Raw genomic sequence first — 14,902 nt, forward strand, 5'->3', positions numbered from 1 at the left:
AAATGAAAGGTGACGATAAGAAACATGAGATACGTTTTAAACAAATTGAGCGGACGTTAAAAAATAAAAATTTATAAAGGAAATGGAAAGTATGGTGTTGTATATGTACGATAATAGGAAACTTTTTGCAAACTAAACATATAATTTTAATAGACCGACAGTCGGTCTGGTGGGAAGGAGAACTTGAATGCGAATTGTAAAGGAGTATGAGGAGCGTAGAAAGGAAATTTTAGAAACAGCTGAGCGTTTGTTTCTTACGAAAGGTTATACGAAAACAACCGTGAATGATATTTTAAAAGAAATTGGTATAGCAAAGGGGACGTTTTATCATTATTTTAAGTCGAAGGAGGAAGTAATGGATGAAATCATTATGAGGATTATTAAAGAGGATGTCACTAAGGCGAAAAGGATTGTCTCCAATCCCGATATCCCCGTTTTAGATAAGTTATTTAAAATTTTAATGGAACAATCACCAAAATCAGGAGATGTAAAAGAAAAAATGATCCAACAATTCCATCAACCAAATAATGCAGAAATGCATCAGAAAAGTTTAGTGCAATCCATTATACATTTATCTCCTGTATTAACGGAAGTTTTAGAGCAAGGAATAGAAGAAGGCATATTTTATACTCCATACCCACAAGAAACAATTGAATTATTACTCTCTTCAGCACAAGTCATATTTGATGATGGTTTATTCCAGTGGAAAACGGAAGAAATGATGAGAAGAGCTAAGGCTTATATTAAAATGATGGAAGTATCTGTTGGAGCGAAAGAAGGGTCCTTTAATTATATGATCGAGGTTTTAATGAAACAGAAATAGCTTTTTTCTGTTTGGGTATTATAGACCGGCAGTCGGTCTATGCTAAATGAAGGATGTGATGAGGATGCCAGCAAGTATTCAATCTTCCTTGAAAGATTTTCACTTAATGGTAAGTGGTCAAATTATTACTATTTTAGGTTCAACACTATTACGTTTTGCACTGTCTTTATATGTGCTAGATATAACAGGACGTGCCGATATATTTGCAGGGTTATATGCCGTAACGAGTATCCCGTTTTTGTTAGCTCCTCTTGGCGGAGCGATAGCAGATCGTTTCAACCGCCGTAATGTAATGGTCATTTTGGATTTTATAAACGCTGCTATTGTATTAAGTTTTATAGTTTTGTTATTAACTGAATCGATATCTATTTTATTGATTGGAACAATTATGTTTTTACTAGCAGTCGTTAGTGCAATGTACGCACCAGTTGTTATGGCAAGTATTCCGCAATTAGTTCCAGAGAAAAAGTTAGAACAAGCAAACGGTATCATAAATGGTGTGCAAGCATTATCTAATATAGTTGCTCCTGTATTAGGAGGAATATTGTATGGCATAATTGGTTTGAAAATGCTCGTAATAACAAGTTGTCTTGCTTTCTTTTTATCTGCGATTTTAGAAATGTTTATTACAATGCCATTTATAAAAAGAATACAGGAAGGCCATATCGTACCTACACTTGTAAAAGATATGAAAGAAGGTTTTCTTTATGTTTTAAAGCAACCTTTTATTTTGAAGGCTATGTTACTTGCAGCTTTACTAAACTTAATTTTGACACCGTTATTTGTTGTCGGAGGACCTATTATGTTACGAGTAACTATGCAGAGTAGCGATATGATGTATGGAATTGGAATGGGATTAATTGATTTTGCAACCATATTAGGGGCATTGTCAATCGGTTTCTTTGCTAAAAAGTTACAGATGAAAAGATTATATAATTGGATGTTTATCATAGCTTTATTAGTAATACCAGTGGCACTATCAGTTACACCGTTTACTCTTAATTTAGGATACTATCCACCATTTATCCTCTTTATACTTTCTTCTCTTCTAATCGCAATGATTATGACAATTGTATCCATCTATGTGATTACTGTAGTCCAAAAGAAAACACCAAATGAAAATCTAGGAAAAGTAATGGCAATTATAACAGCGGTATCTCAATGTATGGCACCAATTGGGCAAGTCGTATATGGTTTTATGTTTGAAGGATTCAGTACGAAAATTTATTTACCTATATTAGCTATTAGTTTCATAATGATAATAATAGCGGTGGTGACGAAGAAAATATTAAGAAATGAAGGGAACTAGCTTCATATGCTTAGAGTATTAGCGAAACCCAATCCTAATCAATTCTTCATCATTTATTTCAATTACGAATCTATATTCTTTGTCTAATAGCCAGTAATAAAAACTGACTGCATCAACGTCAACTAGTGATTGGAATACTTTATCAAGATTTGTACTTACTACAGGGATTTCATAGTTATCCCATATTATAAAAATCTGTTCGTCAAAATCTAGTTGGTTTGCTCTAATAAGGGAAATTAGTTGTTCTTTGTTCGAAGCTATGAATTGATTATCTATCTGTTCCCAATATATTCTTCCCGAGACAGTTATAGGAAATGAATTAATTAAAATAGTAGCAATCTGCTGGCTTTTTTCTTGGGAGAAAATGAGAGTTTCGTTTCCTAGGGATTCAAGGCATTCACTAAACAAAGGGTTTGTGTCATTGTTGTTTTTGGTTTTCAGTGCTCTTAACTTTTGTCGCAATTTCCATTGTCTTGACGATCTATCATCCATTTTTAACATTCCTTATACAATTATTTAAGAATGAGTATAGCATATAAGGGAAGTCTTTATGAAAAGGAACTTTTTAAATATAAATTAAACAAAAGCGTTATTTGAAAAAAAAGCCTTTTAAGGAAAGATAAGAGGCCATCAAAAAATATAACAACATAAAAAAACATATTATGTTTATACAATTTGAAAAGTTGATGGAAATAATAAAATGTATAAAATTCTTATAAAAAAAGCCCTAGGATTAGGGGATCTAGGGCTTCCTCTGTTGGTATATCTCACACGACATTATAAAAAGAAAAGAACTTAATGAAGATAACACATGAATGTTTCGTAAATGTATCAAAAAAAGTGAACAAAAGCGTTATTTTAAGGAGCATGATATATCATCAAGGGCTTTATAAATATAACTATACATTCGGTAAAAGAGATATCTTGGATTGTATTTTTGTTTCCAGTTCATAATAAGTCCCCCTTATACAAATAGTTTAATTATATTATACAGTTATTAATGCGAATGTTAAGAAACCTTGATATGAATTAAGGTGAATTTAAACAAGTTACAACGAACAGTGGACCTAAGGGATAGAAGAGAAAATAAAGGATGTTTGTCTTCGGCATAAATTACGATATGGATATCGAAGAGTGACCGCAACTCTTCGGAAAATGGGGCTGTGTGTAAATCATAAAAAAGTATTATGAATCATGAGGCAAAATCAGATTCTCTCAAAAGTTGGTCGAAAGAAAAAGAAATATATCAGTGGTGCGGAGCCAGTAGTAGCCCCTCATCGATTGGAACGCCAATTCGATGCATCCGCACCAAATGAAAGGTGGTTTAGGTATTTTGATAGGTGTCCCGTTTTCGGGGTTCACTTCAAAATGTAGGAGTTTTTTCTTTGTTTGAAAGTTCAAAAAGATATATAATAATTTTCTGACTATTAATTTATGGAGGGGTGTTAATGAAAAATGAAACGTTACACACACAAGAAGACATTTTAAAAATGCTTGATTCATTATTAAGACCTGCAGAACCATTTTGGAATGAATTTTATGAGAATAGAGAAAAGGATGTTCCATTTTTTGAAAATGTTCCAGATGAGAACCTAGTTTCGTATATACAAAAAGAGAGAGTTTCAAAAGGGAAAGTATTAGAACTTGGGTGTGGTCCAGGTAGAAATGCCATTTATTTAGCGACTCAAGGATTTGATGTAACAGCAGTGGATTTATCTGTAGAAGGCATTAATTGGGCTAAAGAAAGGGCATTGGCAAAAGAGGTAGCAATTCATTTTATTTGTGATTCAATTTTTAATTTAGAGGTTCAAAACGAATTTGATTTTGTATACGATTCGGGCTGTTTGCATCACATTCCACCGCATAGAAGAATAAATTATGTGGATTTAATTAAAAACTCATTAAAATCGGGTGGTTATTTCGGATTAACATGTTTTGCGGCAGGTGATTTAGATGAGCGAAATGGATCGGAAATAACAGATTGGGACGTATATAGAGGGTGGAGTCTACAAGGGGGTCTTGCATACTCGGAAGAAAAGTTAAGAGAGATATTTAAAGAATTTGAGGTAATTGAGATTAGAAGAATGAAACAAATGAAACAACCGAAAGAAATGTTTGGAGAATCATTTCTTTGGACAGCATTATTTAAGAAGAAATAATAAAGTAGATAATTGACAAACTCATCGTTTTTATAGACAATATATTAAAAGGAACGTACGTTTGGTTTTGTTGGCGTATGTTTTACATAAATACATAACAAGGGGCTGTCTCCATATGAGTAACGCAAATCAAAAAATTACTACGTTTTTAATGTTTGAGGGCAAAGCTGAGGAAGCAATGAATTTTTATACGTCACTATTTGATCAATCAGAAATTGTAAGTATTTCTCGCTACGATGAAAATGGACCTGGTAAAGAGGGAACTGTAATTCATGCAACTTTTACGCTAAATGGCCAAGAGTTTATGTGTATTGATAGTTATGTAAATCATAATTTTACATTCACTCCAGCTATGTCTCTTTATGTAACTTGTGAGACAGAAGAAGAAATTGAAACGGTCTTTCATAAACTAGCGCAGGATGGAGCGATTCTTATGCCTTTAGGTTCTTATCCGTTTAGTAAAAAGTTTGGCTGGTTAAATGATAAGTATGGTGTATCTTGGCAGTTAACTCTTGCTGAATAAAAAAGAAAAAGCGTAGCTTATTTGTTTGTAAAAGATGTTCATCTTGTATGGAATGAAGTTTCTAGGGTTTTAAAGAATAAGGGTATTCTTATTGCTGGATTTACAAATCCGTTACTATGGATTTTTGATGATAACCAAGAGCAAAAAGGTATTCTTGATGTTAAACATTCAATTCCTTCATCAACATTGGATTATTTACCAGAGGATGAAGTTCAAGATTACATCGATTCAAATCAAACAATAGAATATGCGCATACTTTAGAAGACCAAATCCAAGGCCAAATTGAAGCTGGTTTTGCTATAACAGGTTTTTATGAGGATGATTTTGGTGGAACAAGGATATTAGATAAGCATATTAAAACATTTATTGCGACAAAAGCTATAAAGTTAAAGATGGATTAAGAATTTTTGCTTGTCGCACGGGGCGTTAGTCGAAGAACGCTCTTAAAATAGAAAAGGATGGTGCTTTCCATCCTTTTCCTTATGTATTTTGAGTGTCGAAACTATTCTGAAAACAAGTTTTACACTACCAATTGTATAATTAGGTTATACTTTTATATTAAGAATTTTGCTGACCAAATCTTTTCCCGAGTTTAGCTAACAATTCAGGTTGATCGCTTTGGCTCATTATAACTTCAATAAAGATAAGGTGATTCTTATTAAAAGTTATATTTGTTAAGACTTCTGCTAATTCTGATTCATTTTCTACTTTAAATGTTAGACTTTTTTCTTCTGCCCCAAATACCATTGATAGTTTATTGTAATCCCACATTTGTATATCATTATAAGGTTGGTTTTGGCCGTGAATGGCACGTTCAACAGTGTATCCGTTGTTATTGATTAAAAATATAATCGGTTTTAAATTATGACGTAGTACAGTTGATAACTCTTGGGCAGTTACTTGGAAAGAACCGTCACCAATAATTAAAATGTTGCGCCGTGATAAATTGGCGAGCTGTGTACCAAGTAGAGCAGGCAGTGTATAGCCGATAGATCCCCATAACGGTTGTCCTACATATGCAGTGTCATTAGGTAGAGGGATAGCAGCACTACCAAAGAAAGGTGTTCCTTGCTCTACAATTAAGACGTCGTTTTCTTGTAAGAAATGGTACATTTGCTGCCAAAAACGTTTTTGTGTGACCATTTGTGCTTTTGGAATGAACTCTTCAGTAAAAGGTGATGATTCTAAAATAAATGGCTTAACGTCAAGGGTATCTTTATTACGATGCTCAATTGAATCACTTAAATGTTGTAAAACATCCTGCATTACAACTGGACCGTATTTTTTATCTATAATTTTCACAGTGTAGGGATGGATTTCTATAACTTGTTCTTTTGTAAAACCTTGTGTGAAGCCGCCTGTAATAGTATCAGTTAACTTCACACCAATACTAATAATACAATCCACTTTAAATTTTCATGTGGTACTACATCATCTAAAAAGCAAGATTATAATCACCAGGAACCCCGAATGTATGTTCAATTCCTAAGTCGTGTAGTCTATCCAATAAATATGTACTTACAGTATATTGTTTTTTCAAATGAATCATCTCCTAATTATGCAATGAATGTTTCAATAGACTGAACAAGTTCTAATGCGTTGATTAAAATATTCATTACTAGATTGTGGTATAATTTACATACAGGGGGAAAGTAGATGACACAACATAAAGAAGAACAGATGAATGAGGCATTAGCATTATTTTATTTTGCATATAAAACATTTACTGAAAAGCCAGATGAAATTATAAAAGAATATGGCATTCAACGAGTACATCATCGAATTTTATTTTTTATCGCACGTTTTCCAGGGATAAGTGTAAATGAGTTATTATCACTATTAGAAATAAGTAAACAAGCGCTCCACGGACCGCTACGTCAACTTGTGGAAAAGGGCTTAATTGAGAGTAATGAAGCTATGCATGATCGACGTGTGAAACAGTTGTCTTTAACAGAAAAAGGTACAGATTTAGAGAAAAAACTGAGTGATGTACAAAGACAACAAATGGGTGCTATTTTTTCAAAATTTGGTGAATCATGTGAGGACAATTGGCACCAAGTTATGAATGAAATGGCAAATAGCCGATCAGGTTTTGATGCTTGGATATCGAAACGTGAAATACCAGTCGATCAAAAATAATGAAAAAACTTCTGTTTTTATCGTTTGAAAAAGAACAAATTTTATCCATACATTTGGCAACTATCGATTAGTCATAGAGTGAATGGATAAAAAGATACATTACTAGATACTTTATACGTGTACGCAATGGAACAATAAAATTCACATTTCCGAAAGGGGAATTATAATGATAAAACTTGTACTTATTCGTCACGGACAAAGCTTATGGAATCTTGAAAATCGCTTTACTGGATGGACAGATGTTGATCTATCAGAGAATGGATTAAGTGAAGCGAGAGAAGCAGGAGCAATATTAAAGAAAAACGGATATACTTTTGATGTGGCTTATACATCAGTATTAAAACGCGCAATTCGGACGTTATGGATTGTACTTCATGAGATGGATCTTACTTGGGTTCCAATACATAAATCTTGGAAGCTAAATGAAAGACATTATGGTGCATTGCAAGGGCTGAATAAAGATGAAACTGCACAAAAATATGGTGAGGAGCAAGTTCATATTTGGAGAAGAAGTGTTGATGTAAGACCACCGGCTCTTACTGAAGACGATCCTCGATATGAAGCGACCGATCCAAGATATAAAACACTCAAAAAAGGTGAATTTCCATTAACTGAATGTTTAGAGGATACGGAGAAGAGAGTACTTGCTTATTGGCATTCAGAAATTGCGCCGACATTAAAAAGTGGTAACAAAGTAATTATTTCATCACACGGTAACACAATTCGCTCGCTAGTAAAATATTTAGACAACCTTTCAAGTGATGGTGTAGTTTCATTAAATATTCCCACTAGCATTCCGCTTGTTTATGAATTAGACGAAAACTTACGTCCGATTCGTCATTATTATTTAAGTATGGATGGAGAAGTACCTGAAGGGGAAATTCCGAAACATATTTCTTTTTAATACGAAAATTTGAAATGAATGCTTGTCTACATATACAATATAGACTCATGGTAAAGTGAAATTTTAATCAGTGGGGGTCTTACTGCCCACAAATAACAGGATAAAAGACGTGGTACTTTCTAATATATATGCGATGTAGCTAATTTTAGAAGCTTGTCCACGTCTTTTGTCATAAAGAGAGCAGCTTGCGCATGTAATGATATCGTGAGTAGTTTTTGAATGGAGGGTGATGTGATTAATGATCTCTAACATTCGAATTGGCTTATTTGTTTTAGCGATTGTCTTTGTAGTCCTTGTTTTCTTTTATTGGAAAAATGAGGAGTTGTACGAGGAGAAAAAGCAACGTATTAGAAAGACTTGGTATGGTTTGTTTATCATATCTGTCACCGTGTATTTCATGATAAAAGGAATTGATTTAACCCTCTGGAAAAATCTTTTAATGTTTACTGCAATGGCTATTTTTGTTGATATTGCGTTCATTTTAACACCTAATATTTCTGAAATATGGGGTGCGAAATTTAGCGATATTGGCAAGACAGTTCAATCAATAAAACGATCATTAATTGCATCTAAAGCGAGAGGAGAAATATACACGACAATTATTCAAAATGTTAATCCAGCAGTATTCGGTACGATGGAATGGCATACGGAAGAGGAATATACAAAGAGCTTAAATGCATTTTTAGATTCATATGGGGAAAAGATTGGCGCGAAAATTGTTGTTTTTGAAGCTGCGAAAGAGTTAAATACAAACTTTCGTGGTATTCGCTCGCAATTTAGTATTATCGTTCCGTTAGAACATATCGAGCAATTGAATGAGCAGAAAGCGGTGCAAGTAGAAAATGTCGGGATTATACCAGCAAAAATAGTAAGTGACGTTTTCATTGTTATTGATGGAAAGAAAAATAACCTGCAAGATCGGGATTTTGAAAATGTATATAATTTAACAATACATCATAGTTATTTTAGTAAATAAGGACAGAATCTTTTTCTGTCCTTTTCTTCTATACATAAATTAAAAACAAAATCCGACAAAGTTGAATAAAATTGGACAATCATTCCTACACTAGCATGTAGAGGTGATTGTAGTGGTAAAAGATTATGACAATGATTTTTTTAAAGAAGGTAACGAAGATACAACAGATTTCTCTTTAATAAAAGGAGATACGTTGCAGCAAGTAGAAGAATTAGAAGAAGAATTAAAAAGAAAATCATAAGTGTACACTCTTTTTACATTTGCTATATAATATAAATAAAAGGTTGTATCTTTTTGAAAAGGGGGAGAAGAGATGGCTGAAGTCAATGTGCAAAAGTCTTCGTTTTTTAAAGAAAAAAAAGAAGAATCCAATACAGATTTCTCTCTTGTGAAAGGTGCATTAACGGAGAATATAAATCGGTTAGAGAAACTGATGAATAATAGTAGTTCAAAATATATACAGGTGAAAAGAACAAAAGAAAATGCATAGAGCATTTTCTTTTGTTTTTTTATTTAATAGTAAACTTATCTTTTACTTTATTAGGTAAATCTGTTTTCTGAATTTCTTCATAAGACTTTACTTCAATTGATGATATTTCATTTTTGCTATTATCATCTTGATCTACATAAAGGCGTAAAAACGCGTCTTCATTTAATTTATGATTGTTTTCTTTTTTTGTACTTCTAAATGTAATTTGTTTTTTGGCTCCATCTTCATCATATGCGGGCAGCGTATAGTTTCGTAAGTTTCTACCATCTACTTTTTCGATAGTTCCTTCGCCTTTTATCTGCATGTAATATACATCTTTACCAATTCTATTTAGTGACGCTCTCTCACAGCCAATAGTAAAACTAAAAAATAATAAACATAGTGTAATAATTGCTAAAAACTTTTTCATTTTCTTTATCTCCTTTAATGTGTTTCTTTAAAAAGTATACGACTATTATTAAATGAGAAAAATCGATGTAGATTACAACGCCCTTACAATGTTGTAAGAGTGTTGTACATAAAATGAACAATAAAAGTTAAAAGAAAGATAAAATAATGAATCATGGTATAATGATATGAGACTTACATATTATTTTTTCATTTTGAGAGGAGCTTGAAAAATGTATTCTACTTTAGAACAATTAACAAAGCACCCTGTATTTTTTCATTTTGCAGAAATTTCAAAGATTCCTAGAGGATCAGGTAATGAAAAGGAAATTAGTGATTATTTAGTGGGCTTTGCAAAAGAGCGTAACTTAGAAGTCATTCAAGATGAAGCATTAAATGTCATTATTAAAAAAGAAGCAACAGCTGGTTATGAAAATGTACCAGCTATTATTATTCAAGGTCATATGGATATGGTTTGCGAAAAAAATCAAGCAACAGTACATGATTTTGAAAAAGATCCAATTGAATTACGAATCATTGGGGACATGTTATATGCAAATCAAACAACTTTAGGTGCTGATAATGGTATTGCAGTTGCGTATGCATTAGCTTTATTAGATTCAAAAGAAATTCCGCATCCAGCACTTGAAGTCGTTATCACTACTGAAGAAGAAACGACAATGGGCGGGGCTTTTGCTATTGATCCAAATCATTTTGAAGGAAAGATATTTATAAATATTGATTCTGAAGAAGATCATAAATTACTTGTAAGTAGTGCAGGTGGTGCGAAAGCTGTTGAAACAATTCAAGTAATTTGGGATGAAACGCCAGCGAATATGGATGCATACCGTCTATATGTTGGTGGTCTAAAAGGCGGCCATTCTGGTATGGAAATTGATAAACAACGCGGTAATGCGAACAAAGTATTAGGACGAGTATTACGTGATTTATCAGTACATACGGAGTTTTACATAAGTGAAGTTCACGGCGGATTAAAAACGAATGCAATTCCGCGTGAAAGTGTAGCTACAATTTTAATTCGTACAGAAGATGTAGGACAAGTAGAAGAAAAACTAGAATCATGGACACGTGTATTACAAGAAGAAATGCGTGCTGTTGATCCAGATGTTCATGTTACACTGACAAAATTGGATGAAAAAGTTGAAAAAGTATTTGCTAAAGAGACACAAAAGCAGCTTATTTCATCATTATTCTTAATTCCGAATGGCATTCAAAGTATGAGCATGGATATTAAAGGTCTTGTAGAAAGCTCAACAAATTTAGGCGTTATTGAAACGTTGCAAGATGAAATTAAATTACGTAACGAAGTGCGAAGTTCTGTAAGTAGTTTAAAACAACATGTTGCAGAAGAAATCAAATATATTGCTGAATTAGTTGGTGCTACATTTGAAATAGAGTCAGAGTATCCAGAATGGCCATACAATCCAAACTCACAAATTCGTAATTTATTTGAAAAAGTACATCAAGAAAAATACAATAAAGAAATTGAAATCTTCGCTGTACATGCGGGGATTGAGTGTAGCGCATTCGTTCAAAAGATGCCTGAATTAGATGCAATTTCATTCGGACCAGACATTTTCAACGTCCACACTCCAGATGAACATATCAGTATTTCTTCTGTAGTGAATAACTGGGGATTCTTCATTGATGTAATGAAGGGTACGAAAGAATTAGCTAAGTAATAACGACGAAATAAAAAGGAGCCTATAAAAATTTATAGGCTCCTTTTTTGTATTGGAATTTATCAAGCTATTTGCCGGGCAGCCCGATTGGTTTAAATAATAATCAGTGGGGGATGAATAAAACCACTACTGATTAAAGGTTCACTTTATGAGAAGTCATTTTTCGTTAGTATGTAATATTAAGCTTGAACAATTAATAAGGATGAATTGTTGATGTTTTTTAGTACTGATGAAGGGGTGGAGAAATGAAGGAAAGAAAGCATTTTATTGTTTGTATGTTTTTATTGTTTTTCACATTTAGTTTTATTGGTGTTCAGAAAATAATAGCAGAAGAAGTTGAATTTTCAGGAACAACAGCTCCATTGAATGTAAATGTTAGAGAGGCAAAAAGTTTAAATGCAAATATTGTAGATGTGATTCCCGGAAATACAAAAGTATCTTTTAAAGGATGGGAGTATGGTGAAACGGTTAAAGATTATTGGACAGGAAATTTAGATAATCGTTGGTTTTATTATTTTAAAGATGGAAAAAAAGTATATGTAACGTCAGCGTATATTAATGGAAATCCTCCAAATACATCAATAGATCGTAAATTATCTGTACCTAACATATTACAAGAAAGGTCAAATTGGTGTTGGGCAGGCACTTCGGTTTCAGTTTTAAATTATTTTGGGAAAACTCCTTCACAAGATCAGTACGTTAGGTATGTTAAGGGTGGATCATATAATAATCCTGCAACTTCACGTGAAATACAATATGGATTATCCGGATATGGGGTTAGCTCAGCTATAAGTTCTGGAGCAAAATCGTATGATTGGTTCAAAAGTCAAATTAATAGTAATCAGCCGATGATTGCACTCATTATGTGGCAAAATGGAGCTAACATCGGACACTTTCTAGTACTTGATGGATTTTATAAAGGGACAAATGGAACAGATTATATAACGTACATGGACCCTTGGTATGGTGATCATTATAATCATAATTTCAGTACGTTCCATAACAATAATAATTTTTGGTGGAGTGAAACTGTTTATAATATCCATGCAAACTAATAATATTAAAAGCGGGGGTTCATAAATGGGAAAACTACTTAAGCTTGTGATACCGTGCATGTGCTTAATGACCGTTATTATTTTCGCTAGTAAAATTAGTTATGCATCAAAAAATAAAAGTGAATCAGTACAATCGATCGCATTAAAAGATTATCAATATAGTAAGGGAAGTTCTTCTGAAAATTTAAGTTTTGAAAAAATAACAACATCTCCATTTTCGTTACCAATCTATGAAACAATTTCAGCACAGCAAATTTTAAATAGCTCTGAATTTAAGCATTTACTATTACCAACAAATGAAAAGCTATGGTTTATTATGAAGGGTGAGCAGCCAGAAGGACTAATTGTTGCGAATGATATTGAACCGATTCGAACGGGCGGAGAAAATAAAAGTAAAGATTTATATGGATTATATAAAGCAATAAAAAATAATACAAATGAAACAAAAGATATTAGTTATTTCGAATTTGAAGGGCAAGGAATATTGGTAGTAAATCAAAATAATGATCAAGAAATATACCTTAGTAAAGGTGCCGCTGCCATATTAAAACTTCCTGCTGGTCAAAAAGTATTGAGCAGTGAAGTAATACAGAAAATGAAAGAGAGAATTGTAACTGGTTTTGAATAGTGAGAATGTCTGATTTTTTTTTGTTTATACAAGGTTGAATAGGGAACAGGATTAATGGTAGCATTAGGGCATCTTTACTGTTTGAAACCTAGTAGTGTATATAAAAAGGTTAGAGAAGTTAATTCTCTAACCTTTTTATATTAATGTCTGAAATTTAAAAAGTGATGGAGTAAACCAAATAATAAAAGTATGTCTGCTCTTATATTTTTATTTGCAATTTAAACTCGTTATATTCCGCTATCTATTGTACAACCTTTTTACATAGTTGAATTTTTTTATTTGAAAATAAGGGTGCATCTATAAAACCATAATGATAAACTAAAATACCTAATTCCACTCTAGAATTAATATGCCATTTTTCTTTAATATGATTAATTATCGTTGAAATTCTTCGAGGGGTAACATATATTTTTTTGGAAATTTCTGCATCTGTATATCCTTTTGCTACATAAATAGCCACTTCTAACTCTCTTTCGGTCAACATTCTTTTCATAAAATACGCTCCTTCGAAATTATTTATATAAAAATCAAAAGAAACTATTAAAAGAAATAAAGGTGAAAAATCATATTTATTTTAATCCGGCTATTTGCGGGTAGTAAGACTTCCACCTCAAAATTTAGATGTGGCAAAGAAGTCGGACTCCCTGTAAAAGCCTGCCTGGAGTGGACTAATAATCAGTGGGGGGATAAAACTCCCCTTAATTATTAGTGAACCATATTTTAATAATTTCTCGTATTGTGATACAAGTTTGTAAAAGAAACTATAAATCCATATAATTAGTAATTATAACTATATTAATTTTACATTACATTAAAAGTTGGAAAATATTCTTATACTCATAAAGTGTTACATTTGAGGGAGGAAATATGGAATTCTACAATCTTGGTATTATTATTAAAGAACTTAGAAAGAAAAAAAACATGTCACAATCTGAATTATGTCATGGAATATGTTCACAAAGTCAAATTAGTAAGATAGAAAAAGGTATTATTTATCCATCTAGCATATTGTTGTATCAATTATCTGAAAGACTTGGTATTGATCCAAATTATATATTTGCACTAACTAAAAATAAAAAAATAAAATATATTGAAAATGTAAAATGTGTAATGAGAGATTGTGTGAAACAAAAAGAATATAATGAGCTTTACGAAATAGTGAAAAAAGAGAAAAACGAAAATAATTTCCAATCAAAAGAAGATAAACAATTTCTATTATGGCATGAAGCGATTGCTATATATTATGTAAATGGAGCAACAATTAATGCTTTTGACATTTTAAATAGAGCACTAAAACAAACTTTAAGTAGTAGTAACTTTTTATCAGAGAAAGAAATAAGCATAATGAATTCAATCGCTATAATACATGCAGAAAATGAAGAGTATGAGAAAAGCATAAATATATTAAAACAAAGTTTAATTAATTTTAATAAGATAGAATTCCCTAGAGAAAAAGAAATCAAATTAAGACTCATTCATACGTTAACAAAATGTTTACACCTTGCAAATCAATATGAAGAAGCGATAAAGTATAGTGAAATAGGTATAAAATTAGCCATAAATATGAATACTTTATACTTATTAGGTGAATTATTCTTTGAAAAAGGTGCAATTTTATTAAAAGTTCAGCACTCTAATGAAGTTGGTTTAACATACATAAAAAAGGCATTATTTATATTTGAACTAACAGAGAGAAAACAATATATAAAAATGATCAAGGAAAAATATATTAAAAATCAAAAATAAACGAGAAAGAATTCTAACATAAACTATTCCTAATTGTTATTTATTCCTAAAAAAGTACT

General features: G+C 32.0%; 16 protein-coding genes and 3 pseudogenes. 15 read left to right on the top strand and 4 right to left on the bottom strand.

Annotated features, from left to right (window positions below; genetic code table 11):
• Positions 1–187: 187 nt before the first annotated feature.
• Both CGQ22_RS08540 and CGQ22_RS08545 read left to right on the top strand, forming a co-directional pair.
• Entirely contained in the window at positions 188–823 is a 636-nt protein-coding gene (locus CGQ22_RS08540; protein WP_001223583.1) for a TetR/AcrR family transcriptional regulator, read from the top strand.
• 64 nt (positions 824–887) lie between these two features.
• Positions 888–2,132 carry an MFS transporter gene (locus tag CGQ22_RS08545; RefSeq protein ID WP_001111726.1) on the top strand — a complete coding sequence of 415 codons (1,245 nt, stop codon included), beginning with the start codon at positions 888–890 and terminating at the stop codon, positions 2,130–2,132.
• 18 nt (positions 2,133–2,150) lie between these two features.
• On the opposite strand, the gene CGQ22_RS08550 is transcribed toward CGQ22_RS08545, so the two are convergent.
• Complete coding sequence (locus tag CGQ22_RS08550; protein WP_131251300.1) at positions 2,151–2,624, bottom strand: CDI toxin immunity protein; 474 nt, start codon at positions 2,622–2,624, stop codon at positions 2,151–2,153.
• Between the two features lie 582 nt (positions 2,625–3,206).
• On the opposite strand from CGQ22_RS08550, the pseudogene CGQ22_RS08555 reads away from it, so the two are divergent.
• From CGQ22_RS08555 to CGQ22_RS08570, 4 genes and pseudogenes are all read left to right on the top strand, one after another.
• Positions 3,207–3,458: pseudogene (locus tag CGQ22_RS08555) on the top strand (IS3 family transposase); the annotation flags it as partial.
• A gap of 122 nt (positions 3,459–3,580) precedes the next feature.
• On the top strand, positions 3,581–4,291 hold the full coding sequence (locus CGQ22_RS08560) for a class I SAM-dependent methyltransferase (RefSeq protein WP_000787493.1): 711 nt from the start codon (positions 3,581–3,583) through the stop codon (positions 4,289–4,291).
• Positions 4,292–4,406: 115 nt separating this feature from the next.
• Positions 4,407–4,814 (top strand): VOC family protein, encoded by a 408-nt coding sequence (locus CGQ22_RS08565; RefSeq protein ID WP_000063589.1) that lies wholly within the window; start codon positions 4,407–4,409, stop codon positions 4,812–4,814.
• Between the two features lie 12 nt (positions 4,815–4,826).
• Positions 4,827–5,216: pseudogene (locus tag CGQ22_RS08570) on the top strand (SAM-dependent methyltransferase); the annotation flags it as partial.
• Between the two features lie 157 nt (positions 5,217–5,373).
• On the opposite strand, the pseudogene CGQ22_RS08575 reads toward CGQ22_RS08570, so the two are convergent.
• Positions 5,374–6,219: pseudogene (locus tag CGQ22_RS08575) on the bottom strand (thiamine pyrophosphate-dependent enzyme); the annotation flags it as partial.
• Positions 6,220–6,471: 252 nt separating this feature from the next.
• Between CGQ22_RS08575 and CGQ22_RS08585 the strand changes: the two are divergent.
• The 5 genes from CGQ22_RS08585 (at position 6,472) to spoIISB (ending at position 9,324) form a co-directional block, all read left to right on the top strand.
• Positions 6,472–6,954: a MarR family winged helix-turn-helix transcriptional regulator gene (locus CGQ22_RS08585; RefSeq protein WP_000191888.1), complete on the top strand. Its 483-nt coding sequence runs from the start codon at positions 6,472–6,474 to the stop codon at positions 6,952–6,954.
• Between the two features lie 166 nt (positions 6,955–7,120).
• Positions 7,121–7,858 (top strand): 2,3-diphosphoglycerate-dependent phosphoglycerate mutase, encoded by a 738-nt coding sequence (gene gpmA / locus CGQ22_RS08590; RefSeq protein WP_000594152.1) that lies wholly within the window; start codon positions 7,121–7,123, stop codon positions 7,856–7,858.
• A 238-nt stretch (positions 7,859–8,096) separates the two neighbouring features.
• The gene (locus tag CGQ22_RS08600) at positions 8,097–8,834 is read left to right on the top strand and encodes a type II toxin-antitoxin system SpoIISA family toxin (protein ID WP_000624975.1); all 738 of its coding nucleotides are present in this window, start codon (positions 8,097–8,099) and stop codon (positions 8,832–8,834) included.
• A gap of 112 nt (positions 8,835–8,946) precedes the next feature.
• Entirely contained in the window at positions 8,947–9,075 is a 129-nt protein-coding gene (locus tag CGQ22_RS08605) for a hypothetical protein (RefSeq protein ID WP_000237819.1), read from the top strand.
• Positions 9,076–9,147: 72 nt separating this feature from the next.
• Positions 9,148–9,324, top strand: a complete 177-nt coding sequence (gene spoIISB / locus CGQ22_RS08610; protein ID WP_000852629.1) for a stage II sporulation protein SB — start codon at positions 9,148–9,150, stop codon at positions 9,322–9,324.
• Positions 9,325–9,343: 19 nt separating this feature from the next.
• Here the strand turns inward: spoIISB and CGQ22_RS08615 are convergent, their stop codons facing one another.
• Entirely contained in the window at positions 9,344–9,733 is a 390-nt protein-coding gene (locus CGQ22_RS08615) for a YxeA family protein (RefSeq protein WP_000713861.1), read from the bottom strand.
• Between the two features lie 211 nt (positions 9,734–9,944).
• Here CGQ22_RS08615 and pepD point away from each other — a divergent pair, with 211 nt between their 5' ends.
• From pepD to CGQ22_RS08630, 3 genes are all read left to right on the top strand, one after another.
• A complete protein-coding gene (pepD, locus tag CGQ22_RS08620) occupies positions 9,945–11,414 on the top strand; it encodes a beta-Ala-His dipeptidase (protein ID WP_000287516.1) in 1,470 nt (489 codons plus the stop codon).
• A 245-nt stretch (positions 11,415–11,659) separates the two neighbouring features.
• On the top strand, positions 11,660–12,469 hold the full coding sequence (locus tag CGQ22_RS08625; protein ID WP_000664545.1) for a papain-like cysteine protease family protein: 810 nt from the start codon (positions 11,660–11,662) through the stop codon (positions 12,467–12,469).
• Positions 12,470–12,494: 25 nt separating this feature from the next.
• Positions 12,495–13,097 (top strand): hypothetical protein, encoded by a 603-nt coding sequence (locus tag CGQ22_RS08630; RefSeq protein WP_000517278.1) that lies wholly within the window; start codon positions 12,495–12,497, stop codon positions 13,095–13,097.
• Between the two features lie 241 nt (positions 13,098–13,338).
• On the opposite strand, the gene CGQ22_RS08635 is transcribed toward CGQ22_RS08630, so the two are convergent.
• Positions 13,339–13,590, bottom strand: a complete 252-nt coding sequence (locus tag CGQ22_RS08635; RefSeq protein ID WP_000827560.1) for a response regulator transcription factor — start codon at positions 13,588–13,590, stop codon at positions 13,339–13,341.
• A 374-nt stretch (positions 13,591–13,964) separates the two neighbouring features.
• Here CGQ22_RS08635 and CGQ22_RS08640 point away from each other — a divergent pair, with 374 nt between their 5' ends.
• On the top strand, positions 13,965–14,843 hold the full coding sequence (locus CGQ22_RS08640; RefSeq protein WP_000397975.1) for a helix-turn-helix domain-containing protein: 879 nt from the start codon (positions 13,965–13,967) through the stop codon (positions 14,841–14,843).
• Positions 14,844–14,902: the final 59 nt, after the last annotated feature.

The organism is Bacillus sp. M13(2017) (assembly GCF_002218325.1).
In the GTDB taxonomy this organism is placed as follows: Bacteria; Bacillota; Bacilli; order Bacillales; family Bacillaceae_G; genus Bacillus_A; species Bacillus_A thuringiensis_K.